Here is a 24,258-nt window from a genome sequence, read left to right as displayed (position 1 = left end):
GGGGACATGGACCGACGCCATGTGCGCGAGGCCCACCGCTACCGGGGCCGGGGCGAGGGCCGGGAAGCCGGTCGCGTACCAGATGTGCCGGGGTGAGCCGCCTCCCGGCTCCCAGGGCCCCCGCCAAGGGGAGCAGTAGATCGACAAGGTCTCACCAGCCCGACGCCATGGCGTGCGAAAGGTAAGGCGGGGGCGGTCGGGGCATGAAGGAGGGAGCAAGGACGTCGCGGTTCTCGTCGGCCTCCTCGACCCGGCCGCTGTCAGGCCGGTGCCTGGCCCGTCTCGAAGCGGCTGATGCGGTCGCCGCTGACCGTGAAGGACCAGCGCGTCCGCATCGTGCCCCACGTGTCGTTCGTGTAGTCGACGACGAGGGTGCGGCCGTCGTCCGAGGCCTGCACGACGTCCATGCGGCCGTTCGCCTTCGGGGAGAAGATCTCCTTCTCCGTCCAGGCGGCCAGGTCCCGTTCGCTGCCGTCGTCGGACATCGTGGCGTCCTCGGTGAGGACGGCGGTGAAGGCGCTCTCGTCACCCGCGTTGACGGCGGCGACGAACTTCTTGACCACCGGGTCGCTGATCGATGTGGTCATGGTTCCTCCTCGGTACGGAAAACGGCCGGGCCACAGGGCTCACGGGGGGGTGCTGTCGAGGCCGAGTCTCTGTCGGCGGGCCCTTCACCGCATGTCGAGCCGGGCTGTCTCGCGCAACGCCTGCCGTCCACTACTCCGTTCGGGGAGGATGAAGGGGCGCGAGTACGTACGACAAAATCGGGGTGGAACGCGGTGGTACGGGCCGGATGAACCAATGGTTGGCCGCACGCGGCGTTCACTACCTGTTCCTGCTCTTCTCGGCAGTGCTCGGCGTGTCCGTGGCCGTGGTCTCGGTGTGGGCGGACGGTTCGGAGGGAACCGAGAAACTCGGCCTGGCGTTCTTCGCCGACGCCTCGGCCTTCGGGGTGGTCGTGATCACTCACCTGGAGAAGGGGCTCGTCGAGAAGAGCCGGAAGCGGGCCGAGGAGCGGGCCATTCGCGCGGAGGCGGACATGGCCCAGCTGTATTCGACGACGCTGCTCCCGCTGAGCAGGGCGGTCAAGGAACTGACCACCCTCTACACAGCGGCGGCCCCGCTGCCCGCGTCCCCGCCCGCCCAGACCGTTGCCGACCTCGATCTGCGGCGCGAGGATGTGCTCACGCGCGTACTCACAAGCGCGGTCGACCTCACTGCTCCCCCCACCGGCCCGGCGTTCATCCCGCGCGCTCGGTGCACCTAGTACGCCGCCTTGGAGTTGATCGCGAACATGCGGTCGTACTCCTCCTCGGTCGTCTCGCCGATCGGCTTACGGAGGGCCATGCCGCGACGGGGTCGTAGCCCTGGCCGGGGAAGTCGTTGACGTACGCGTACGGTTCACGAAGGATCGGCCCGTGACGCTCAACGAACAGCCCTCGACGTCGCCGGCACAGGCCTCGGAACCGGCCACCGCACCGGCCCGCCCCGTCGCCCTCATCACCGGGGTCGGGCGCTCCATCGGGATCGGCGCGGGCATCGCCCGGCAGCTCGCGGCCTCCGGCTGGGACATCGCCTTCACCTACTGGACGCCGTACGACCGGCGCATGGAGTGGGGTGCCGAGGAGGGGGCCGCCGCGTCCATCGCGCGGGAGCTGGAGAACGCCGGAGCCCGCACGGCGGCGATCGAGGCGGACCTGACCGGCCCCGACGCCCCCACCCGCATCTTCGACGAGGCGGAGCAGCGCCTCGGCCCGGTCACCGCGCTCGTCCTCTCGCACGCGGAGTCGGTGGACTCGGGGATCCTGGACACCACCGTGGAGGCCTTCGACCGGCACTTCGCCGTGAACACGCGGGCCAGTTGGCTGCTGATCCGCGAGTACGGGCTGCGCTTCCGCGGCGAGCCGGGCACGGGCGCCGGCCGCATCGTCGCGCTCACCAGCGACCACACCGTGGGCAACCTGCCCTACGGCGCGAGCAAGGGCGCCCTGGACCGCATCACCCTGGCCGCCGCCCACGAACTGGCCCACCTCGGGGTGACCGCCAACGTCGTCAACCCCGGCCCGGTGGACACCGGTTGGATGAACGACGAGCTGCGGGACGCCCTGGTCCAGGGCACCCCGCTCGGCCGCCTCGGCACCCCGCGGGACACCGCACACCTGGTGGACTTCCTGTGCTCGCCACAAGGCCAGTGGGTCAACGGGCAGTTGCTGAAGAGCAACGGCGGCGCCGCCCCCTGAGGCCTCCGCGAAATCCCTTCCCTTCGCGCCCTGTCGAGAGCTGACGGAACGTCTACTGTTGGCTGGTCCATGTAGTGCACAGGGGGTCGCATGCAAGGCGAAGACAGGTCCGGAGCCGGGGGCGGGGACGGGTTCGGAGGCGGGGGCGGGCTCGGAGGCGGGTCCGGGGGCGGCGCGGCGGACGACGGGGCCTTCCCGGGACGCGGCCACGGCCGCCCGCAGGTGGTGATCGAGGGCCGCTACGAGCTGCTGGAACCGATCGGCAGCGGCGGCATGGGCGAGGTGTGGAAGGCCCATGACCGGCGGCTGCGCCGCTTCGTCGCCGTAAAGGGTCTGCTCGACCGGAGCGCGATGACCGCCGGAACCCAGGCCGCCGCGATGCAGCGCGCCCGCCGGGAGGCGGAGGCGATCGCCAAGATCGAGCACCCGAACGTGGTGACCGTCCACGACCAGGTCGAGACCGACAACCAGGTCTGGATCGTGATGAAGCTCCTCGAAGCCAGGTCCCTGGCGGACCTGCTGCGCGCCGAGCGGGTGCTCGCCGTACCGAGGGCGGCGGACATCGGCCTCCAGATCCTCCAGGGCCTGCGGGCGGTGCACGCGGCGTCGGTCGTCCACCGCGACGTGAAGCCGGGCAACGTGCTGGTGCGGGACGACGGGCTGGCGATCCTCGTGGACTTCGGGATCGCCACGTTCGAGGGCGCCACCCAGGTGACCCGGTCCGGCAGTGTCATCGGCACGCCTCCGTACCTGGCACCCGAACTCTTCGCGCCCGGCTCCCCCGGCCCCGCCCCCGCCTCCGACCTGTGGGCCCTGGGCATCACGCTGTACGAGATGGTCGAAGGCAGGGCCCCCTTCGCCGGCGGCGAGGTGTGGGAGGTCCAGGAGAACATCCGGCAGACCCCCGACCCGGCCCTCCGGTACGCCGGACCGCTCGCCCCGGTGATCCAGGGCCTCCTCTTCCCGGACCCGCACGAGCGCCTGGACGCGGCCACGGCGGAGGCGATGCTGCGGGAGGTGCTGGGCGCCCCGCTCGCACGGAACGCCACCGCGGCCGGAGCGGCGACGCACCCGCTGACGGCGGATGCGGAACCCGCGCCCGGCCCCGTACGCGGCGCTGCGCCCGGTCCCGCTCCGCAACCTCCCGGGCCGCCCGTCCCCGCACCTCGGCCACCGCACGGCCGCCGGAGACGGCCGTGGCTGAAGGCGGCGACGGCAACACTGTGCGTGGCCCTGCTGGGCACGGCGGGCTGGCTGGTCGCGAAGGGCATCGGGGACGGCCAGGGGGGTACGAGCGGCAGCACCACGGCCGGGGCGGGGGGCCGGGGCGGTGGCAGCTCCGTCACGGAGAAGTGGAGGGCCACGAACCGCACCCTCAAGATCGGCGTCAAGGACGATCAGCCGGGCCTGAGCAAGTACGACCGGAAGACGAAGACGTACGCCGGTTACGACATCGACCTGGCCTACGCGATCGCCGGCCACATGGGGTACAGCCGGGACGAGGTCGCCTTCACCACGGTCCCGACCGACTACCGCAGCACCGCGCTCAAGAGGAAGGGGGTGGATCTCGTCATCGCCTCGTACAGCATCACGCCCGAACGCAAGAGCGCGTCGCCCGGCGGGTACAGCGTCGACTTCGCGGGCCCGTACTACGAGGCGAGCCGGGGGTTCCTGGTCCGCGAGAAGTCCAGCAAGTACACGATCAACGACTCCAGCGACCTGCGCCGGCTGCGCGTCGAGGTGTGCACGGCACGGGATTCGACGTACGAGACGGAGCTGCCCAAACGCGGCTTCACGATGACGGAGTCCCAGCCCAACACCTACCAGGACTGCCTGGACCAGCTGCTGGACGTGACGTCGGACGTCTACGCGGTGGCCTCGGACGACATCATCCTCGCGGGCTATGAGAAGGCGAACCCGGGCAAGGTGCGGCGGCTGGAGAACATCCAGGGCGCGGAGGGGTACGGCGTCGCGATGCGCCCCGGGTCACCGGGCCTGAAAGGCGAGGTGTGCTCGGCGCTGCGGAAGATCCTGAAGGGCAAGGTCTGGGACGAGATGTACGCGAGGAACCTGTCCGCCCTGATGGACGGCGAGAACCCCCCGGGCCGACCGGACCTGACGGAGTGCGAGGGGTACTGAGCACCCGGTCCTCACCGCTCCCGGCGCGGCTCACCGCTCCGGAAACCGCTCCCCGCACCGGCTGCAGAAGACCGGCGCGGGGTCCTCGGACAGCCGCCCGCACTGCGGGCAGACCCGGTCCAGCATGCAGGGCCCTTCGCCACCCTCGTACGTCCCGCCGCTCGGCGCCTTGATGGCGAGCCCGGGGCGGCGGCGGTGGACGGTGAGATAGGTGAGCCCGTCCGGACCGGCGACCAGGGCACGGCGCGAAGTCCGGGGCAGCCAGACGACGGTGGAGGGCCCCAGCTCCAGGCCCCCGCCCCCCGTACGGACCCGACCCCCGCCCTCCAGCACGACCAGGAGCACATCGAGCACGTCCTCCTGATGCTCCCCGACCTCCGCACCGCCCGGCAGCCGCACGAGGTTGGCGTCCAACTCCCGCCCCACCTCGGCCAGGTGCCACAACGCGCCGCGCCCGTCGGGGGCGGCGGAGGCGAGGATGTCGTCCAGTACGGCAAGGACCCGGGGAGTCGCGTTCACGGCGCCCAGGCTACGCCCGGCCTGACGCCGGAACGGCCGCGGGTCACGGAGGCCGTCATCGCCTCGGTCACCACGACCCGGCGCAGCGAGATCGACTGGCTCTACCGGGGCGCGGGCCAGATCTTCCCCGAGGCCTGGCACACCTTCCGCGAGGCCGTCCCCGAAGCCACGGACCCGACCGAGGTGGTCGCCGCCTACGCCCGCCGCATGGAGAGCCAGGACCCTGCCGTACGGGAGCGGGCCACGGCCGCCTGGTGCGCATGGGAGGACGCGGTCCTGTCCCTGGAGGCGAACCCGGGCCCGGCCCCCTACAGCAGCCGCCCGGACCGTGCCCAGCAGGCGCTCGTCCGGATCTGCTCCCACTACTTCTCCCACGCCGCCTGGCTGCGGGAGAACCAGCTCATCGACGAGGCCCACCGACTGGCCGGCATCCCCGCCGCCCTGATCCACGGCCGCTTCGACCTGGGCGCCCCTCTGGCCACCGCCTGGGAACTCGACCGCTCCTGGCCGGAGGCCGAGCTGACGGTCATCGACGACGCGGGCCACCTGGGCGGGCCCGCGACCCGGCGGGCGGTGCTGGCGGCGCTGGACCGGTCCGCGGGGGCGTGAGTTCACAAGGGCGTGAACCCCTCGCCTCCCGTGCCGCCGCAGCCGTGCGGCCGCCACCCCGTCCAGGGCGGCGGCCGCAGGGTCAGCTCCGGTCAGATCACCAGGCGAAGGCCTCCGGCGAGGGGCCCGGGCCCGGGAAGATCTCGTCCAGGCCGGTGAGCACGGCCTCCGGGAGTTCCAGTTCCAGGGCGCGCAGGGCTCCCTCCAGCTGCTCGGCGGTGCGCGGGCCGACGATCGGGCCCGTGACGCCGGGGCGGGTCAGCAGCCAGGCCAGAGCCGCTTCACCGGGCTCCAGACCGTGCTTCTCCAGCAGGTCCTCGTACGCCTCGATCTGGGCGCGGACCGTGCTGTTGGCCAGGGCGTCCGCCGAGCGGCCCGAGGCGCGGCGGCCGTCCTCGGCCTCCCTCTTGATGACGCCGCCCAGCAGGCCGCCCTGCAGCGGCGACCACGGGATGACCCCGACGCCGTACTCCTGCGCGGCCGGGATGACCTCCATCTCGGCGCGGCGCTCGGCGAGGTTGTAGAGGCACTGCTCGCTGACCAGGCCGAGCGAACCGCGCCGGGCCGCCTGCTCGTTGGCCTGGGCGATCTTGTAGCCGGGGAAGTTCGAGGAGCCCGCGTACAGGATCTTGCCCTGCTGGACCAGGACGTCGATCGCCTGCCAGATCTCCTCGAACGGGGTGCTCCGGTCGACGTGGTGGAACTGGTAGACGTCGATGTGGTCCGTCTGGAGCCGCTTGAGCGAGGCGTCGACCGCCCGCCGGATGTTCACGGCGGAGAGCTTGTCGTGGTTGGGCCAGGCATCGCCCTCGGGGGCCATGTTCCCGTACATCTTGGTGGCCAGGACCACCTTGTCGCGCCGTCCGCCGCCCTGGGCGAACCAGGTGCCGAGGATCTCCTCGGTGCGCCCCTTGTTCTCACCCCAGCCGTAGACGTTGGCGGTGTCGAAGAAGTTCAGACCCGCGCCGAGCGCGGCGTCCATGATCGCGTGGCTGTCCGACTCGTTGGTCTGCGGGCCGAAGTTCATCGTCCCGAGCACGAGTCGGCTGACCTTGAGTCCGGTGCGTCCGAGCTGTGTGTACTTCATGACGCCCCAGCCAACTCCTTCGAGTCCACTCCAGGCAAGCAACCGTCCCGGACGGCACGTCGGCCGAGCGCGCCGGGAGGGACCGCCTCCGCCGTCAGCGGCCACCCTCCAGCGTGACCACCAGCGTGCGCAGCAGCCGGTTCAGCTCCTGGCAGTCCTGCGCGTCCAGATCGGCGAGCATCCTGCGCTCGTTGCGCACATGGCCCTCCACGGTGCTGTCGACGAGCGTCCGTCCGGCACCGGTGAGCGTGACGTGCAGGCTGCGCCGGTCGCCGGGCACGGCTTCCCGGGCCACCAGGCCGCGGGCGGCCAGCCGGTCGATCCGGTTGGTCAGCGCGGCCGAGCTGACCATGACGTTCGCGGCGAGCTCCTTGGGGGTGAGCGGGCGGTCGCTGCGGCGGAGGGTGGCGAGGACGTCGAACTCCCAGCGCTCCATGCCGTGTTCGGCGAAGTAGCGGCTGACCTCCTTCTCCGCCAGCCGGGTCAGCCGCAGGAGCCTGCCCACCGCGCCCATGGCCTCCAGATCCAGATCGGACCGCAGGGCGGCCCACTGGTCCAGGAAGTCGTCGACCGAGTCGCGCATACGCGCCCCACCTTGTCCATCGCCCGGCCACGCCCGCACCGGTCACTTCCACGTCGAACTGTTTGACGTAAGCCTACTCCCTGCCCTATTTTTCCGTTCCACGGGAGATATTTCGACGTCGAATGATTCTCCGCCCCGCGCCCCAGGAGCCCACCGTGACCGACCGACGCCTGGTCAGGATCTCCCTCCTCACCGCCCTCGCCCCCGCCGTCTGGGGCTCCACCTACCTGGTCACCACCGAGTTCCTGCCGCCCGACCGGCCCCTGCTCGCCTCCACCCTGCGCGCCCTGCCCGCCGGGCTGATCCTGCTCCTGCTGACCCGCGTCCTGCCCCGGGGCATCTGGTGGGTGCGGGCGACCGTGCTCGGCGTCCTGAACATCGGCGCCTTCTTCTACTTCCTCTTCCTCGCCGCCTACCACCTGCCGGGCGGGGTCGCCGCCCTCGTGATGACCGTCCAGCCGATGATCGTGCTGCTCCTCGGCTCTCTTCTGCTCGGCGCCCGCATACGCCTCCTGCACATCGGCGCCTGCGCACTCGCCGCCGCCGGGGTCGCGCTGCTGGTCCTCCAGCCGCAGGCAGACCTGGACGGCGTCGGCGTGCTCGCGGGGCTCCTGGGGGCCGCGTGCATGGCGACGGGCATCGTGCTGACCAAGCGCTGGGGACGCCCCGAAGGGGTCTCGCTGCTGGCCTTCACCGGCTGGCAGCTCACCGTCGGCGGCCTGGTCCTGCTTCCCGTCACCCTGCTCGGCGAACCGCTCCCGGAACGCCTGACCTGGACCAACGTCGGCGGCTTCGCCTACCTGGGCATCATCGGGGCGCTGCTCGCGTACGTCGTGTGGTTCAACGGCATAGCGCGGCTGCCGGCCCTCGCCGCCTCGTTCCTGTCGTTCGCCTCGCCCCTGTGCGCCACGGTCCTGGGCTACCTCTTCATGGGGCAGACCCTGGGGCCGCTCCAGCTCCTGGGCGCGGCGGGGGTGGTCGGCGCGGTGGTGCTGGCTCAGCGCGGCGAGGGGGCGCCGCCCACCACGCCGGGCACGCCCACGGCACCCGGCGCGCCGCCCGCCTCAGCCGCCGAAGGCGGCCGCCACGGCGACGACGAGGAACATGAGCACGAGCACGGCCGCCATGATGCGGTTTCGGGTCTTGGGATCCACCCTTCGAGCCTAACCGCACCACCCACCGGGCCCGCGCCCAGGCCCGTACCACCTCCCGGGCCCGGGCCGGCGTAGGCAAGTCCGGGCGTGTCCGGATGGCCGGGCCTATCGTTGTCCTAAGCGGCTGCCCGCACAGGACCGGTTGCTCTCGGACGTACGCGTCGACTTCGGCGAAGGCAACGGCTGGACGGCGGTTACCACAAGAAGCTGGTCGTCGACTTCGGCCTCGACGTCGATCTCACCGACGCCTCCATCGACCTGGTCCTGAAGACCGACGCCTTCCCCCGCGACTGACCCCGCACAACGCGAGAACCGCCCTCCTCCCGATCTCTCCGGGAGGAGGGCGGTTCCGCGTGCCTCTACGCCGCCGTCGCCAGCTGCTCGCGCGGTACGAAGCGGACGTGCGGGCGGCCCGGGCGGAGGTCGACCTTCAGGCGGAGGCCGCCGACGCGGGCGAGGGCGAAGCCGACGGCCAGGGCGGCGATCACCGAGATCGCGCCGCCGGACGCGAAGCCGACGCGGGCGCCGTACGTGTCGCTGATCCAGCCGACGATCGGGGCGCCCACCGGCGTACCCCCGGCGAAGACCATCATGTACAGGCTCATCACGCGGCCCCGCATCTCGGGGTCGGCGGCCATCTGGACGCTCGTGTTCGCGGTGATGTTCGTCGTCAGGCCGAGCATGCCGATCGGGACCAGCAGGATCGAGAACAGCCAGACGTTCGGGGAGAGCGAGGCGGCGATCTCCAGCAGCCCGAACGCCGTGCCCGCCGCCACCAGCATCCGCAGCCGCGTGGAGCGGCGGCGGGCCGAGAGCAGCGCGCCGGCCAGCGAACCGGCGGCCATCAGGATGTTGAAGAACGAGTACATCCCCGCGCCGCCGTCGAAGACGCCGTCGGCGAAGGCGGTGAGCCAGATCGGGAAGTTGAAGCCGAACGTGCCGACGAAGCCGACCAGGACGATCGGCCAGATCAGCTCGGGGCGGCCACGGACGTACGTCAGTCCCTCGCGCAGCTGGCCCTTGGCGCGGCGGACCCGCACCGAGGCGTGGAGTTCGCTCGTCCGCATCATCAGCAGGCCGATGAGCGGGGCCAGGAAGGAGAGGCCGTTGAGCAGGAACGCCCAGCCGCTGCCGACCGTGGTGATCAGGACACCCGCGACGGCGGGGCCGATGAGCCGGGCGGACTGGAAGTTCGCCGAGTTCAGGCTGACGGCGTTGCGCAGCTGCGCGGGGCCGACCATCTCGGAGACGAACGACTGGCGGGCCGGGTTGTCGACGACGGTCACCATGCCGAGGAGGAAGGCGACCAGATAGACGTGCCAGACCTCGACGACGCCGGAGAGGGTCAGGACGGCCAGCGCGATACCGCACAGGCCGAGCATGGCCTGACTGACGAGCAGGATCTGGCGCTTCGGGAGGCGGTCGGCGATGACGCCGCCGTACAGGCCGAAGAGCAGCATGGGAAGGAACTGGAGGGCCGTGGTGATGCCTACGGCCGTCGCGGAACCCGTCAGGCTCAGGACGAGCCAGTCCTGCGTGATGCGGGACATCCAGGTACCGGTGTTGGAGATCACGGCGCCCGTGGCGAACAGGCGGTAGTTACGGATCTTCAGCGACGAGAAGGTCCCGCCGGTCTTGCTCTCGTGGGTGGAAGTCGGTGCGGGGGCGGAGTCTGCTCCGGATCCCGTACTCAAAAGGGTTCATCTCCTCATACGTCTGCGGCGTGCGGTCCGACGAGGACGTGACGACGGGCGCTCCGGCGTTGATCGTCCGGGCCGGCGGAGTGCCGGGCCCGGCTGATCGTCTGCCCCGGACCGGTTGTCCCATCCGGTACGGGGCAGGCGTCACGCCGTGGCGCCCGCGGGGTCACAGGTGGGCGAGCTTCTCCAGCACGGGCGCGGCGGCCCGCAGCGTCTCCCACTCGTCCTCGTCCAGACCCTCGGCGAGCTGGGCCAGCCAGGCGTTCCGCTTGGTGCGGCTCTCCGCGAGCATGGCCTCGGCCTGCTCGGTCTGGCTGACCATCTTCTGCCGACGGTCATCGGGGTGCGGTTCCAGCCTGACGAGTCCCTTCGCTTCCAGCAGCGCGACGATGCGGGTCATCGACGGGGGCTGCACGTGCTCCTTGCGGGCCAGCTCGCCGGGGGTGGCCGAGCCGCAGCGGGCAAGGGTGCCGAGCACCGACATCTCGGTCGGGCTCAGCGATTCGTCGACGCGCTGGTGCTTCAGGCGCCGGCCCAGCAGCATCACGGCTGAGCGGAGGGAGCTCACGGCGGCGGCACTGTCGCCGTCGTGGATCAGGTCAGGCATGTTTGTTAGCGTAACTCATTACCCAGACTAAATACCACTCGATGGTACGCGCGAGAAACGGATCACCCGAACGAGTGAGGCGGAAGCGGAAAGTGACGCGAAAAGCGCCCCCGGGCGGCGACCCTGCTCGGTATGGGATCGACAGTGCTCAGCCTGCGGATAGACGGTGAGCTGCTCGACCGGCTCCGGCAGCACGCCGCCAAACGCGGAATGAGCGTCCAGGACTATGTGGTCCGGACGCTCATTCGCGACGACTTCGACGAGCGCTTCAAGGCGGCCGTCGACGAGACGGAGAAGTTCTACGGCGACTCCGGGGAAGGCGTGACGCCCCCGATCGACGTCAGGGGAGGCGTGACGCCTCCGGTCGACCCCAGGAGGAGCGTGACGCCTCCGGTCACGTGAGGCCGAGCGCCGGCATCGCGTAGTAGAAGACGAAGACCGCCGACACGACGTACATCGCGATCGGGACCTCACGGCCCCGGCCCGCCGCCAGACGCAGCACGGAGAAGGCGATGAAGCCGATGCCGATGCCGTTGGTGATCGAGTACGTGAAGGGCATCATCACCATCGCCAGGAACGCCGGGACCGCGAGCGTGTAGTCGCTCCAGTCGATGTCCTGTACGGACCCCGCGATGATCAGGAAGCCGACCGCCAGCAGGGCGGGCGTGGCCGCCTGCGACGGGACCATGGTCGCCAGCGGTGTGAGGAACAGCGCCACCGAGAAGAGCAGACCGGTCACCACGCTCGCCAGTCCGGTGCGGGCGCCCTCTCCGACGCCCGCGGTGGACTCCACGAAGCAGGTCGTGGCGGAGGAGGAGCTCGCACCGCCCGCGGCGACCGCGATGCCGTCCACGAACAGCACCTTGTTGATGCCGGGGAAGTTGCCGTTCTCGTCCATCAGCTCGGCCTCGTCGCCGACGCCCAGGATGGTGCCCATCGCGTCGAAGAAGCAGGACAGCAGCACGGTGAAGACGAAGAGGACGCCGGTCAGATAACCGACCTTGCCGAAGCCGCCGAAGAGGCTGACCTCACCCAGCAGCCCGAAGTCCGGCGCCGAGACCGGATTGCCCGGCCACGACGGCGTCGTCAGGCCCCAGGCACCCTCGGGCAGGCCGGCCACCGCGTCGATGACCAGGGCCAGGGCCGTCATGGCGATGATCGAGATCAGGATCGCGCCGGGCACCTTGCGCACGATCAGCGCGAGCGTGAGCAACGCGCCGAGCGCGAAGACGAGGATCGGCCAGCCGGTGAGGTGGCCGTCGCCGCCGAGCTGGAGCGGGACGGTGGTGAGGGCGGCGTCCGGTATGCGCGAGACGAAGCCGGAGTCGACCAGGCCGATCAGCAGGATGAAGAGGCCGATGCCGATCGCGATGCCCTTGCGGAGCGAGCGCGGTACGGCGCTCATCACGCGTTCCCGCAGCCCGGTCGCGACCAGCAGCATGACCACGATGCCCGCGAGGACGACCATGCCCATCGCGTCCGGCCAGCTCATCCGGGGGGCGAGCTGGAGGGCCACGACCGTGTTGACGCCCAGCCCGGCGGCGAGCGCGATCGGCACGTTGCCGATGACGCCCATCAGGAGCGTGGAGAAGGCGGCGGAGAGCACGGTGGCGGTCACCAGCTGACCGTTGTCGAGCTGGTTGCCGTACATGTCCTTCGCGCTGCCCAGGATGATCGGGTTGAGCACGATGATGTACGCCATCGCGAAGAACGTGGCGAACCCGCCGCGGAGTTCGCGCCCGACGGTCGATCCCCGCTCGGAGATCTTGAAGAACCGGTCCACGCCGCCGGTGGGCTGCGGTGCCGAGGGCTGCGGGGAGTCGACCGGAGCGGTGGCCGAGGGGGGCATGGGTGACCTCAGTCGTACGTAGAGGAGTGGGGGCAAAAGGGCGAGAGGCGATCGAAACTGGATGTTCAGACGAACAAATCGAGCCAGCCCAAAGCAGATTCAGTATGAATACATAAGGCGAAGATCGCTATCTCCGCGCGTAGACCCGCGCGGCGCCTCGGCTCCACCGGCCGGCGCACCCCCGTTCGGGTGGGCCCATACACTGAACTCATGGAGAAGTGGACACCGAAGCACGAGGCGCCCGAGGCCCTGGAGGGCCCCGTCGTCTCCACCGTCGTCGGCGGCACGATCCTCTGGTTCGTCCTCTTCCTCGCCCAGCTCCCCTTCTACGGCTGGTTCGCCGACCGCGGGCACACCTGGTGGGTGTGGACCCCGCTGGCCGGAGCCGGACTCGGGCTGATCGGCATCTGGTACGTCCGCGGGCGTGACGCCGCCCTCAAACGGCATGCGGCCCAGGCGGAGGCCGAGGACGCCGCCGCGGCCGGGGCGGCGGACGTCAGTCCGCACGTACGGGGACGAGAGAGCTGACGTCCTCCCGTACCGGCGCCAGATACCCGAGCCCTTCCGTACGGGGACCTCGCCGCCCCGGTACGACCACGGGGCCGACTTGCTCCTCCCCAGGTCGGATCTTCGACCCCCCGGCGGGTGATCCGTACCTCACGCCCGTACCGTCTAACCCATGACGCAGCGGGCACTCGATTCCTCCGGGGAGCAGACCCCCGGACCCTCCCGGCCGGCCATGATCGACGCGGGGGCGGAACTCGACCCCGTGCATCCCGTGGACCTGCCACCCTCGGCTCACGACGCCACCGGCCTCACCACCGCCGAGGTCGCCGAGCGGGTGGCGCGGGGCGAGGTCAACGACGTGCCCGTGCGGTCCTCGCGCTCGGTCACCGAGATCGTCCGCGCCAACGTCTTCACCCGGTTCAACCTGATCATCGGCGTGCTCTGGGTGATCATGCTGTTCGTGGCGCCGATCCAGGACAGCCTCTTCGGCTTCGTGATCGTCGCCAACACGGGGATCGGCATCATCCAGGAGTGGCGGGCCAAGAAGACCCTGGACAGCCTCGCGGTGATCGGCGAGGCGAAGCCGACCGTACGGCGTGACGGGGTCGCCGCCGAGATCTCCACCCACGAGATCGTCCTCGGGGACGTGGTGGAGCTGGGCCCGGGCGACAAGGTGGTCGTGGACGGCACGGTCGCCGAGACCGACGGCCTGGAGGTCGACGAGTCCCTGCTGACCGGCGAGGCCGACCCGGTCCTCAAGAAGCCGGGCGACCCGGTGATGTCCGGCAGCTTCGTCGTCGCGGGTGGCGGGGCGTTCACCGCGACCAAGGTGGGGCGTGAGGCGTACGCCGCCCAGCTCGCCGAGGAGGCGTCGCGCTTCACGCTCGTCCACTCGGAGCTGCGCAGCGGCATCAGCACGATCCTGAAGTACGTCACCTGGATGATGGTCCCGACGGCGATCGGGCTGATCATCAGCCAGCTCGTCGTGAAGGACAACAACTTCAAGGACTCCGTCGCCCGGACCGTCGGCGGCATCGTCCCGATGATCCCCGAGGGCCTGGTCCTGCTGACCTCGGTGGCCTTCGCCATCGGCGTCGTACGCCTGGGCCGCAAGCAGTGCCTGGTCCAGGAGCTGCCCGCCATCGAGGGGCTCGCCCGGGTCGACGTGGTCTGCCTGGACAAGACCGGCACCCTCACCGAGGGCGGCATGGACATCACGGAGGTCCGGCCGCTCAACGGGAGCGACGAGGCCTACGTCCACCAGGTGCTGCGCTCCCTCGGCTCCTCCGACCCCCGCCCCAACGCCAGCCTCCAGGCCATCATCGACGCGTACCCGGCGGGCGACGAGGACGGCTGGGCGGTCACCGACGCGATGCCGTTCTCCTCGGCCCGCAAGTACAGCGGCGCGGCGTTCACCGAGACCGACGGGACCCGCTCCGCCTGGCTGCTCGGCGCCCCCGACGTCCTGCTCCCCGACGGCGACGCGACCCTCACCGAGATCGAGCACCTCAACGAGCAGGGCCTGCGGGTGCTGCTGCTGGCCCGCGTACGGGGCGGACTCGAAGCCCCGGACGCGGCCGAGGGTGCCACACCCACCGCCCTGGTCGTCCTGGAGCAGCGGCTGCGACCGGACGCGGCGGAGACCCTGAAGTACTTCGCCCAGCAGAACGTGGCCACCAAGGTCATCTCCGGCGACAACGCGGTCTCCGTCGGCGCGGTCGCCGGGAAGCTGGGCCTCGCGGGCGCCGAGAACACCCTCGACGCCCGCAAGATGCCCGCCGACCCGGACGACATGGCCACGGCCATGGAACAGAACGCGGTCTTCGGCCGGGTCACCCCGCAGCAGAAGCGGGACATGGTGGCGGCCCTCCAGTCGCGCGGCCACACGGTCGCGATGACGGGCGACGGCGTCAACGACGTCCTGGCGCTCAAGGACGCCGACATCGGGGTCTCGATGGGCTCCGGCTCCGAGGCGACGCGGGCCGTGGCGCAGATCGTGCTGCTGAACAACAGCTTCGCGACGCTGCCGTCGGTCGTCGCCGAGGGCCGCCGGGTGATCGGCAACATCACCCGCGTCGCGACCCTCTTCCTCACCAAGACGGTCTACTCGGTGCTGCTGGCGATCCTGGTGGTCTGCACCCAGGTGGAGTACCCGTTCCTGCCGAGGCACCTGACGCTGCTGTCCACGCTGACCATCGGCGTCCCCGCGTTCTTCCTGGCCCTCGCGCCGAACAAGGAGCGCGCCCAGCCCCACTTCGTACGCCGGGTCATGCGGTACGCGATCCCCTCGGGCGTCATCGCGGCCACGGCCACCTTCACCACCTACCTGGTGGCCCGCCACCACTACTCCGGGCCGGGCGCCCTGGAGGCCGAGACGAGCGCGGCGACGCTGACGCTGTTCCTGACCTCGATGTGGGTCCTGGCGATCATCGCCCGCCCGTACACCTGGTGGCGCATCGGCCTGGTGGCGGCGATGGGGCTCGGCTTCCTCATCGTGCTCGTGGTGCCGTGGCTCCAGGACTTCTTCGCCCTGAAGCTGGTGGGCACGACGATGCCGTGGACGGCGGTCGGCATCGCGGCGGCGGCGGCCGCGCTACTGGAGTGCAGCTGGCGTCTGGTGGGCCGGCGCTTCGGAGCCTGAGGGCCGGACGGACGGAGAAGCCCCGGGAGGCCGAGACCTCCCGGGGCTTCTCCTGTGCCGGTCGCTACCTCCGCGTACCCACGAGGCGGTCCGGTCTGTCAGTTGATCACTCGACAGAACAGACCCCCGCCTCAGGTGAAGGGTCGTACACCATCACGAAGATTCCATGAAGGCGTTCTCCGTCGATGCCCCTCAGTCGAACCAGCGGTCCCGCGCCAGCTCCTCCGTGCGCGACGGGTCCTCCAGCAGGGCCGCGACCTCGAAGCGGCGGGGCCACTGGCCCGCCGCCCAGGCCAGCCCGGCCGCGACGCCCTCCAGGGTGGACGCGTGGACGACCCCGTCCCGGGTGCGGCGCCAGTCCAGCTCCACGCCGCCCGCGCGGAGTTCGGGGTGCTCGATGTACGTGTCCGGAGTGACGGGGCCGAGCAGGGCCCGGACGGACCCCGGTACGCGGTGCTCCTCGCCCTCACTCGTCACGCCCGCCTCGATCGTCTCGCCGAGCCGCCGCACCTGGAGCAGCTCGGCCAACTCGGCGGCCCGGGAAGGGGCTACGGGGAGCAGCGGCAGCCCCTCCGTCAGCGGCAGCACGTCCGGGGCGTCCGCGATCACGGCGTCCGCCGCGTCGACCACCGCCACGTCCCCGTCGACCACCGCCCGCAGCTCGTCCGGCAGCGTCACCTGGTCCGGGTCGAGTTCGGCGAGCGCCGTGTAGAGGGCGTGCAGCTGTACGGGGGTGACGGGCCGGTCCTCGTCGGCGAGCCGGCCCAGCAGCTCGGCCGCACCGCCCGGCTCGTCCAGGAGGGCGGCGACCGAGGTGCGCACCCCGAGGGCCCGCAGCACCTGGGCGTCGTCGAAGCCGGTGGCGTCCACCGCGTCGTACAGCCCGGCCAGGACCGGGTCGCCGCCGGCCGAGCGCAGTCCGGCGGGGCGGCGGCCGTCCAGTACGGGGTGGTCGCGCAGCCACCACGCGGTGTACGGGCGCACGGACCGCGTCGTCCCGTCCGGGAGCAGCACCCGCACCGGCTGCGTCAGCGCGTCGCGCAGCGGCGGCTGCGCCAGCATCGCGAGCGCCTGCGGCCAGGCGTCGTCGTCCACCAGGTCCAGATCCCGTACGGCGACGATCTCGGTGGCGACAGGCGGCACCGGGGTCTGAGGCAGCTGGTCGAGGAGGTCCTCGCACCACACGTCGACGGCGTCCAGCAGCCCGGCGTCGTCGGGTTCGGCGAAGTCACTGTCGCGGGGCTCCAGTTCGTCCGGGTCCAGGACGACGTCGGTGGCCCGGACGAGGGCGAAGGTGGCGAGCACCCCGCAGGCGGTGAGGGGCGCCTCACCCCAGCGGTCGGCCAGCTCCTCGTCCACGAGAGCCAGTTCCCCCTCGCGCATGATCTGGGCGAACGGGCTTCCGGGGAGGACGAGTTCACCCGCGGGGGCGGGCTCACCCTCTTCGTCGGGGAGGGACAGCACGCCGAGCCAGGGCTCGTCGCCGGGGGCCAGTTCGGCGTCGCGCACGAGGGTGAGGACGGTCTCGGCCAGCTCGTCGCCGTCGAGCGCGTCCTCGTCCCAGATCTCGCCCGCCTCCAGCGATCCGGCGACCGCCGCCCGCACTTGAGGGGTCGTCAGCACAGCGCGGGGCGTGGCGGGCAGGGCGCCGAGCTTCTCCAGCAGCGGGTGGACGGCGTCCGGGTGGGCGACCTTGAGGCCGAGCCGGGCCAGACGGGCCAGCACGGGGCCGGTGAGGGCGTCCGGGAGGGGCAGCAGGACCTGGCGGGGGCCGATGGTGGTGCGCGGCGGGCGGCCCGCCTGCTCGTCCTCCGGGCCGCCGGCGAGCGGGACGGGGAGGCCGGTGAGGCGGTCGGGATCGATGCCCGCGAGGCTGTCGTAGAGGCGGTGCCACCAGGCGGGGTCGCGCTCAAGCCCGGCGAGGCGATCGACGGCCTCGGTCAGGGGGACGCGGGCGACGCCGAGGGAACGGAGCTCGGGGCGGCGCTCCAGGCCTGCGGGCAGCAGACAGGGCAGCACCTCGGCGAGGACCCGTACGGTCTCGGCTCCGACGCCTTCGACGACCTCGGCCTCGACGGGGCGGAGGGCGGTGGTGCCGGGGGCGGTGGTGCCGGCCGTACGGTCCTGGCCCTGGTCCCGGTCCCAGTCGTCGGCCCAGCTCTGATCGGCCTCGGGGTCCCGGGGCGCGGCGGGCTCCAGGAACGCGACCCGGGGCAGCCGGGCCAGGATCGCGCCGCGCAGGGCGCCGTCGAGGCCGCCCTTGCCGAGCGGCCCGGGGACCAGGTCGATGGTGCCGGTCGACACGGGCCGCCAGGCGCCCAGCAGCTCCGCGTACGCGTCGGCCGCCCGCTCCACCAGGAAGTCCGTGAGCGGCCCGGGCGCGGGATGCCTGCGGGCGGTGTCCAGGGGGAGGGAGGCGATGAGCAGGGCGGGGATGCCGAGGGGCTCGTCGGTGGGGGTCGGGGCGTGGACGACCGGGGCCGTACGGGGGCGGAGCGGTGCGCCCACCTCGTCGACGGGGACCGCCCAGGTGACCGACCAGTGCGGGCGCAGCCGCTCCTCGACCGGGCGGTCGGCGAGGAGGGCGGGCTCCACCGGGCCGTGGTGGAGGACGGTGCGCCAGCGGTTCAGGCCGTGCGCGGAGTCGTCGATGTGCGTGTACGGGCCGTCAGCCGAGCGGCTCAGGGTCCGCACCCCGTCCGGGGTCTCGATGACGACCTCGGCCAGGCCGGGCAGCGTGAGGAGCAGCGCGTCGTCCACGGCGGCCAGCAGCCGGGCGGCCAGGTCCTCGGCGGTGCCGTCGCGGAGCGGCAGCACGACGACGGTGTCGTACCCCTCGGGGGCGGTGCCCTCGGCGGGCAGCGGGAGGCGCAGGAGGGGTACGTGGCCGTCGCGGCGGCGCAGCTCTTCGCCGAGGCCGGGAGAGCCGACGGCCGCGTTCCGGGCCATCTCGCGCGCCTCGGCCAGGGACCAGCGGACGCCTCCGTGGCGGCCGAGCACGGCGGGCTCGTCGCTGACCGCGAGGACGGCGGCGAACCCGACGCCGAACCGGCCCACGGCGGACTCGTGGCCCTCACGCTTGGCGGAGGCCCGGAGGGTGGAGAGGGACTCGACGCCGGTGGCGTCCAGGGGGGCGCCGGTGTTGGCGGCGGCGAGAACGCAGCGTCCGTCGGGGTCGCCGGGGGCGGCGGGGTGCAGGGTGAGGCGGAGCTTGCCGGGGACGTTCGCCCGGGCGGCGGCGTCGGCGGCGTTCTGGGCTAGCTCGACGACGAGGCGGTCGCGGTAGCCGCCGAGGGCGAGGTCCTCCTCGGCGTTGGCGTCCTCCCGGAAGCGGGCGGGGCCCGCGCCCCAGGCGTCGAGCACGCCGCGCCGCAGCCGCGCCGTCCCGAACGGATCGGCCCCCTCGGTCGCATTCATGCTCACGCTGTCGACTCCGTCCGCCGTGGTGTGGGTGGCGTCCCTGTGCCGCCCAGTGTGCGCCCGAAGGTACCGTGCACGCGGACCCGGCCCCCAGCCAACCCGAGCCCGTCCGGCGTATGAGGACGGAACCCTCGGCCGGGTGGGCGCTCGCGAGACAAGGAACCTCGGGCACAGCACCCCGCGTGGGCGACCCGCATCCACGTCGCCACGTCGACGGGTCCGTCCTCGAACCGGACGGGCTTGAACGCGGCCCCTACGAGTGGCCCAGGTCCTCCGACGCGCCGTCGGGCTCCGGCGGGACCGAGCCGCCGTCGCGCTCGGAGCGGAACGCGTACTCGTCCACCCGCATCGTGTCCAGCGCATGCGCCGCCGGCTTCGGCGGCGTCGGCATCACCGCCGCCTCCGAGTGCCCCCCGCACCCGTACGCCAGCGACACCACATGCCCGTCGGCAGGGCTGATCTCGTTCGCACACACCCCGAAGGCCTGCTTCAGCGAACCCGCCATCGGGATCAGGAACGCGCAGCTCACACACGTCGCCGGCGCCGCCTGCGCCATCGGCGTCTTCGGGCCGAACGCCTCGTCCCAGCGGTCGGCCGCCTCGTACAGCCCGTACCTCGACAGCACCCGCGCCCGCCGCGTACCCAGCTCGTCGGCGACCGCGGCGATGGAGCCGCGGCTGATCGCCACCGGCCGGTCCGTCAGCTCGGCGTCCTCCGCGTCGACGAGCTCGGCCAGCTCCTCGGAGACGATCGAGTTCGGCGGCGGCTCGTCCTCGCCCGTCCAGCCGGGCTCCAGGCGCGGGTCCTCCGCCTCCGTGGGCAGCAGGTCGCCGGGGCCCAGGTCTCCGGGGCGCAGCCGCTCGCTCCACGGCACCCACTGCGGCGCCAGGAGCGCGTCGGCCCCCGGCAGCAGCACCGTTTCGTCCAGGGTGACGTTCTTCGCGCGGGAGGCCCGCGCGACGGTCACGGCCCAGCGCCAGCCCCGGTAGCCGGGCTCCTTGGACTCGAAGTAATGCGTGACGACGCGGTCCCCCTCGGAGACCACACCGGCATGCTCACCGACCACGCCGGGGGCGGCGGCTTCCTCCGCCGCCGCGCGCGCGAGGTCTACCGCCTCGGCGCACAGGCGGTCGGGGACGGGGGTACGGGCCGTACGGCTTCGCGTCGTCGCAGCACTCACAGGTCTCGCTTCTCTCCATACGCCAGTCTCACGAGCGCGCCAGCTGCTGCACGATTGCCGTTTTCGGCCAGACAGTTGCGGGCGGAGCGGACCTGGGGGCCGCGTCGACGTCCACACCCGTTGTGCCTGCCTCGGGCGCGCCTTCTGCCACCCATTCTGCGGGATCGCGGAGAGGCGCGCGGCCAAGAACAACCGCCGGTGGCGCGTTACGCACGCTACCCTCTCCGCCGCTCCGCGCCCACCTGCCCGTCCCAAACGTGCCGTATCCGTCTCTCCGAATCCGGCCACCGCCGCCCCCGGGAGCCTTGCGCGGCCCCGTCCCGCCCCGGCGTTCCGGCCGCCCGGCCCCACTGGTCCGACAGGGCGTCACGCGCGCGTCCGCAGCCGATCACCGTTCATACCGGCCAGGGTTGGGGCACTATGACGGGGTGACTGCCGCCAGGTCGCACGACGGTCCCGGCCCGCTCCGCAGGGCGGGACGGGCGACGGGTCGTGCCCTGCGCACCCCGTTCACCGGCACGGCGCGCGGTATCCGCAAGGCGACGCACGCCCATGGAGCCGGGGAATCCGGCCTCGGCAGACTCATCGAGCTGCACGCGGTGAACGGCGCGGGTGACGTCATGATCACCGTCGCCCTCGCCTCCACGGTCTTCTTCTCCGTCCCGACCGACGAGGCGCGCGGGCGGGTCGCGCTCTACCTCGCCATCACCATGGCCCCCTTCACCCTGCTCGCCCCGGTGATCGGCCCGCTGCTGGACCGGCTGCCGCACGGCCGCCGGGCCGCGATGGCGGGCGCGATGCTGGCCCGCGCCCTGCTGGCGCTCACCATGTCGGGGGCGGTCGCCACCGGCGGCCTGGAGCTGTACCCGGCGGCGCTGGGGGTGCTGGTCTCCTCGAAGGCGTACGGGGTGGTGCGCAGCGCCGTCGTGCCCCGGCTGCTGCCACCGAAGTTCTCCCTGGTCAAAGCCAACTCCCGGGTCACCCTGGCGGGGCTCCTGGCCACGGGGGTGGCGGCCCCGATCGGGGCCGGCCTCCAGACCATCGGCTCCGCCTGGCCGCTCTACGGCGCCTGCGCGATCTTCATCGTGGGCACCTTCCTCGCCTTCACGATGCCGCCCAAGGTGGACTCCGCCAAGGGAGAGCGCCGGGCCCGCCTGATCGACCCGCAGGACCACCCCCACCTCCCCCACCGTGCGGAGCCCGAACGGCGCCCCGAACCTAAGCCGAAGCGCGGCAGGAACGGCGGCAGCGGCAACGGGGAGAAGCCCGCCAAGGAGCGGCCGCCCGGCCTCCGGTCCGTCGGCGGGTCGGTGTTCCACGGCCTCCAGGCCAACGCGGCGCACCGGGCCCTCTCGGGCTTCCTGATCTTCTTCCTGGCGTTCCTGCTGCGCGATCACCCGATGGCCGGCCAGAGCGCGGCCGTCTCGCTCGCCATCGTCGGCGTGTCGGCGGGGGTCGGCAACGCCTGCGGTACGGCGGTGGGCGCCTGGCTCCGGGCGCGCGGGCCCGAGGTGATCATCGCGACGGTGCTGGGGCTCGCCCTGGGCACGGCGGTCCTCGCCGCGATCTTCTTCTCCACCGCGGCGGTCGCCGCGCTCGGCGCGGTCGCCGGGTTCGCCCAGGCCCTCTCCAAGCTGTCGCTGGACGCGATGATCCAGCGGGACGTCCCCGAGGAGGTCCGCACCTCCGCCTTCGCCCGGTCCGAGACCCTGCTCCAGATGGCGTGGGTGGTCGGCGGCGGCATCGGGATCGCGCTGCCGCTCAACGCGGCGCTCGGCATGTCCGTCGCCGCGGGCATCCTCGCCCTCGGCGCGGCCACGTCCGTACGGGGCCTCCTGGGGTCCGAGCGGCGCGGCTCGCCGCACCCCCGCGTGGCGTGAGCGGACGGGACCGATAGCCTTCGGCCCATGACCGTTGCGTTCTTCTCCGGTAAGGGCCGTCGAATCGGCGTCGCTCTTGGTGCCGTGTCCGCGGGACTCCTTGTCCTGTCCGCCTGCGACAAGCCGACGCCGCTCGCCACCGTGACGGTCGGCACGACGTCGGTGAACTCCGAGGCGGCCTGCTACAACGACGGTGAGGCGATCAAGGAATCGCTGATCCAGGGCTGCCTCAACAAGAAGGCTGAGAAGACCATCGAGGTCGCGATGGACGACAAGGTCCGTTTCGGCGTCGACCCCGAGATCGCCGAGCGGGGCTGGACCCTCTTCATCAACGGCCAGCAGGCCGAGCAGGAGCCGTTCGAGAAGACCTACCGGACGATCCCCGGCAGCGCCTTCTTCGCCAGCCAGACGGGCGAGCCCGCCAGCAAGACGAACGTCTCCATCGTGGAGACCAACGGCAAGAAGCTCACCGGCATCTGGCAGTTCGAGCTCAAGAAGACGTCCTGACCTTCCCCGCCCCCTGTTCTCCGAGGCCCTGAGGCTCTCCCTGTGCGTGTGCTCGTCGTGACCGCTGTCCCGGTGGAACGGGACGCGGTCACGCGTGCGTTCGGGGGCACGCCGGATGCCCTCGCCGTCCCGGGGGCCGAGCTGCACCGCAGCGGTGCGTTCGACGTCCTGGCGGGCGGTGCGGGGCCGTCGGCGGCCGCTGCGGCGGCGGCCTTCGCCCTGGCTTCGGCGTCGGCTTCGCAGCCGTACGGGCTCGTCGTCTCCGCCGGGATCGGTGGCGGGTTCGCCCCCGCCGCCCCCCTCGGCTCGCTCGTCGTGGCGAGCGACATCGTCGCGGCCGACCTGGGTGCGGAGACTCCGGACGGGTTCCTGCCCGTCACCTCGCTCGGCTTCGGCCGGGACCGCTTCGTGCCCCCGCCCGCACTCGTACGGGAGGTCGCGACGGCCACCGGCGCCGCCGCCGGCCCCGTCCTCACCGTCTCCACCGTGACCGGCACCGCCGCCCGCACCGCCGCCCTGCTCGCCGCGCACCCGGGTGCGCTGGCCGAGGCGATGGAGGGGTTCGGGGTCGGCGAGGCGGCCGAGCGGGCCGGGGTGCCCGTCCTGGAGCTGCGGGCCGTCTCGAACGCCGTCGGCCCCCGCGACCGGGACGCCTGGCGCATCGGCGACGCGCTGGCCGCGCTCACGGAGGCGTTCGGGAAGAGCGGACCCGTACTGGAAGGTTGGAACCGGCATGACCACTGACGCGAACACGGCCCCCGCCACGGCCGGGGCCCCGATCGAGATCGCCTTCTCGCCCTGCCCCAACGACACCTTCGTCTTCGACGCCTGGGCCCACGGCCGCGTCCCCGGCGCGCCCGCGCTGGACGTGACCTTCGCGGACATCGACATCACCAACGGCATGGCCGAGCGCGGCGAGCTGGACGTCCTGAAGGTGTCGTACGCGGTCCTGCCCTGGGTCCTGGACGAGTACGCGCTCCTGCCGTGCGGCGGGGCGCTGGGCCGGGGCTGCGGCCCGCTCGTCCTCACCAAGGAGCTGGGCCTCGACCTGACGGGCCGGACGATCGCGGTGCCGAGCGAGCGCTCGACGGCTTACCTGCTGTTCCGGCTCTGGGCGGCGGAGATGGTCCCGGGCGGGGTCGGCGAGGTCGTCGTCATGCCGTTCGACGAGATCATGCCGGCGGTGCGGGACGGCAAGGTGGACGCCGGTCTCGTCATCCACGAGGCCCGTTTCACGTACCGGAACTTCGGGCTCCACAACCTGGCCGACATGGGACGCCACTGGGAGGACACCACCGGCCTGCCGATCCCGCTCGGCGCGATCATCGCCAAGCGCTCCCTCGGCGAGGAGACCCTGCGCCGCCTGGCCGACTCGGTCCGCAGCTCGGTCCGGCTGGCCTGGGACAACCCGGAGGTCTCCCGGCCGTACGTCCAGGAGCACGCCCAGGAGATGGACCCGGCCGTCGCGGACCAGCACATCGGGCTGTACGTGAACGAGTTCACAGCCGACCTCGGCGAGGACGGCTACGCGGCGATCCGGGGGCTGCTCACCCGCGCCGCGGCCGAGGGGCTCGTACCGCCCCTCGGCCCGGACGCGCTGGCGTTCCCCTGACCCTGTCCCTGTTCCGGTCTCCGG

Annotated in this window: 20 protein-coding genes and 2 pseudogenes; 12 read left to right on the top strand and 10 right to left on the bottom strand. The window is 72.3% G+C overall.

Annotation, left to right across the window (positions count from 1 at the left end; all coding sequences use genetic code 11):
* Positions 1-260: 260 nt before the first annotated feature.
* Positions 261-587, bottom strand: a complete 327-nt coding sequence (locus AMK21_RS12385; protein WP_073877165.1) for a nuclear transport factor 2 family protein — start codon at positions 585-587, stop codon at positions 261-263.
* Between the two features lie 206 nt (positions 588-793).
* Here AMK21_RS12385 and AMK21_RS12380 point away from each other — a divergent pair, with 206 nt between their 5' ends.
* Positions 794-1,267, top strand: coding sequence for a hypothetical protein (locus AMK21_RS12380; protein WP_143194860.1), 474 nt, complete (start codon positions 794-796; stop codon positions 1,265-1,267).
* On the opposite strand, the pseudogene AMK21_RS35995 reads toward AMK21_RS12380, so the two are convergent.
* Positions 1,267-1,350 (bottom strand): annotated as a pseudogene (locus AMK21_RS35995) (short-chain dehydrogenase); the annotation flags it as partial. The gene AMK21_RS12380 and the pseudogene AMK21_RS35995 overlap by 1 nt on opposite strands.
* Before the next feature lie 68 nt (positions 1,351-1,418).
* Between AMK21_RS35995 and AMK21_RS12375 the strand changes: the two are divergent.
* Both AMK21_RS12375 and AMK21_RS12370 read left to right on the top strand, forming a co-directional pair.
* Entirely contained in the window at positions 1,419-2,240 is an 822-nt protein-coding gene (locus AMK21_RS12375; RefSeq protein WP_073877161.1) for an SDR family oxidoreductase, read from the top strand.
* Positions 2,241-2,330: 90 nt separating this feature from the next.
* A complete protein-coding gene (locus AMK21_RS12370) occupies positions 2,331-4,379 on the top strand; it encodes a serine/threonine-protein kinase (RefSeq protein ID WP_073877159.1) in 2,049 nt (682 codons plus the stop codon).
* Positions 4,380-4,409: 30 nt separating this feature from the next.
* Here the strand turns inward: AMK21_RS12370 and AMK21_RS12365 are convergent, their stop codons facing one another.
* Positions 4,410-4,898 (bottom strand): hypothetical protein, encoded by a 489-nt coding sequence (locus AMK21_RS12365; protein WP_073877157.1) that lies wholly within the window; start codon positions 4,896-4,898, stop codon positions 4,410-4,412.
* Between the two features lie 39 nt (positions 4,899-4,937).
* Between AMK21_RS12365 and AMK21_RS12360 the strand changes: the two are divergent.
* Positions 4,938-5,507, top strand: a pseudogene (locus AMK21_RS12360) (prolyl aminopeptidase); the annotation flags it as partial.
* 97 nt (positions 5,508-5,604) lie between these two features.
* Here AMK21_RS12360 and AMK21_RS12355 read toward each other — a convergent pair.
* Together AMK21_RS12355 and AMK21_RS12350 are read right to left on the bottom strand one after the other, a co-directional pair.
* Positions 5,605-6,594, bottom strand: a complete 990-nt coding sequence (locus AMK21_RS12355) for an aldo/keto reductase (protein ID WP_073877154.1) — start codon at positions 6,592-6,594, stop codon at positions 5,605-5,607.
* A gap of 94 nt (positions 6,595-6,688) precedes the next feature.
* Positions 6,689-7,177 (bottom strand): MarR family winged helix-turn-helix transcriptional regulator, encoded by a 489-nt coding sequence (locus AMK21_RS12350; RefSeq protein WP_073877152.1) that lies wholly within the window; start codon positions 7,175-7,177, stop codon positions 6,689-6,691.
* A 155-nt stretch (positions 7,178-7,332) separates the two neighbouring features.
* Between AMK21_RS12350 and AMK21_RS12345 the strand changes: the two genes are divergently transcribed.
* Positions 7,333-8,406, top strand: a complete 1,074-nt coding sequence (locus AMK21_RS12345) for an EamA family transporter (protein WP_073877150.1) — start codon at positions 7,333-7,335, stop codon at positions 8,404-8,406.
* Between the two features lie 284 nt (positions 8,407-8,690).
* Here AMK21_RS12345 and AMK21_RS12340 read toward each other — a convergent pair whose 3' ends face one another.
* Both AMK21_RS12340 and AMK21_RS12335 read right to left on the bottom strand, forming a co-directional pair.
* Positions 8,691-10,025, bottom strand: coding sequence for an MFS transporter (locus tag AMK21_RS12340; protein WP_073877148.1), 1,335 nt, complete (start codon positions 10,023-10,025; stop codon positions 8,691-8,693).
* A 172-nt stretch (positions 10,026-10,197) separates the two neighbouring features.
* A complete protein-coding gene (locus AMK21_RS12335) occupies positions 10,198-10,638 on the bottom strand; it encodes a MarR family winged helix-turn-helix transcriptional regulator (RefSeq protein WP_030566996.1) in 441 nt (146 codons plus the stop codon).
* 132 nt (positions 10,639-10,770) lie between these two features.
* Between AMK21_RS12335 and AMK21_RS12330 the strand changes: the two genes are divergently transcribed.
* Entirely contained in the window at positions 10,771-11,040 is a 270-nt protein-coding gene (locus tag AMK21_RS12330; RefSeq protein WP_073877146.1) for a hypothetical protein, read from the top strand.
* On the opposite strand, the gene AMK21_RS12325 is transcribed toward AMK21_RS12330, so the two are convergent.
* Complete coding sequence (locus AMK21_RS12325) at positions 11,033-12,487, bottom strand: NCS2 family permease (RefSeq protein ID WP_073877143.1); 1,455 nt, start codon at positions 12,485-12,487, stop codon at positions 11,033-11,035. The genes AMK21_RS12330 and AMK21_RS12325 overlap by 8 nt on opposite strands.
* Before the next feature lie 210 nt (positions 12,488-12,697).
* Between AMK21_RS12325 and AMK21_RS12320 the strand changes: the two genes are divergently transcribed.
* A complete protein-coding gene (locus tag AMK21_RS12320; protein WP_073877141.1) occupies positions 12,698-13,015 on the top strand; it encodes a DUF2530 domain-containing protein in 318 nt (105 codons plus the stop codon).
* A gap of 151 nt (positions 13,016-13,166) precedes the next feature.
* Positions 13,167-15,635, top strand: a complete 2,469-nt coding sequence (locus tag AMK21_RS12315) for an HAD-IC family P-type ATPase (protein ID WP_073877139.1) — start codon at positions 13,167-13,169, stop codon at positions 15,633-15,635.
* Between the two features lie 192 nt (positions 15,636-15,827).
* Here AMK21_RS12315 and AMK21_RS12310 read toward each other — a convergent pair whose 3' ends face one another.
* A complete protein-coding gene (locus AMK21_RS12310) occupies positions 15,828-19,052 on the bottom strand; it encodes a sacsin N-terminal ATP-binding-like domain-containing protein (RefSeq protein WP_073877137.1) in 3,225 nt (1,074 codons plus the stop codon).
* Positions 19,053-19,308: 256 nt separating this feature from the next.
* Positions 19,309-20,235, bottom strand: coding sequence for a DUF3027 domain-containing protein (locus AMK21_RS12305; RefSeq protein WP_199863183.1), 927 nt, complete (start codon positions 20,233-20,235; stop codon positions 19,309-19,311).
* A gap of 428 nt (positions 20,236-20,663) precedes the next feature.
* Between AMK21_RS12305 and AMK21_RS12295 the strand changes: the two genes are divergently transcribed.
* From AMK21_RS12295 to AMK21_RS12280, 4 genes are read left to right on the top strand one after another with little or no spacing between them, the layout of a single operon-like run.
* Positions 20,664-22,115, top strand: coding sequence for an MFS transporter (locus tag AMK21_RS12295; RefSeq protein ID WP_073877133.1), 1,452 nt, complete (start codon positions 20,664-20,666; stop codon positions 22,113-22,115).
* Between the two features lie 27 nt (positions 22,116-22,142).
* On the top strand, positions 22,143-22,622 hold the full coding sequence (locus AMK21_RS12290; protein ID WP_073877131.1) for a DUF2771 domain-containing protein: 480 nt from the start codon (positions 22,143-22,145) through the stop codon (positions 22,620-22,622).
* Positions 22,623-22,664: 42 nt separating this feature from the next.
* Positions 22,665-23,366: a futalosine hydrolase gene (locus AMK21_RS12285; protein WP_073877129.1), complete on the top strand. Its 702-nt coding sequence runs from the start codon at positions 22,665-22,667 to the stop codon at positions 23,364-23,366.
* On the top strand, positions 23,356-24,234 hold the full coding sequence (locus AMK21_RS12280) for a 1,4-dihydroxy-6-naphthoate synthase (RefSeq protein ID WP_073877126.1): 879 nt from the start codon (positions 23,356-23,358) through the stop codon (positions 24,232-24,234). Before AMK21_RS12285 ends, AMK21_RS12280 begins: the two co-directional genes overlap by 11 nt.
* Positions 24,235-24,258 lie beyond the last annotated feature (24 nt).

Origin of the sequence: Streptomyces sp. CB00316, from assembly GCF_001905595.1 — a bacterium.
GTDB lineage: Bacteria > Actinomycetota > Actinomycetes > Streptomycetales > Streptomycetaceae > Streptomyces.
Note: the sequence above shows the minus strand (reverse complement) of the source record. Positions and strands in the feature narration are given on the sequence as shown.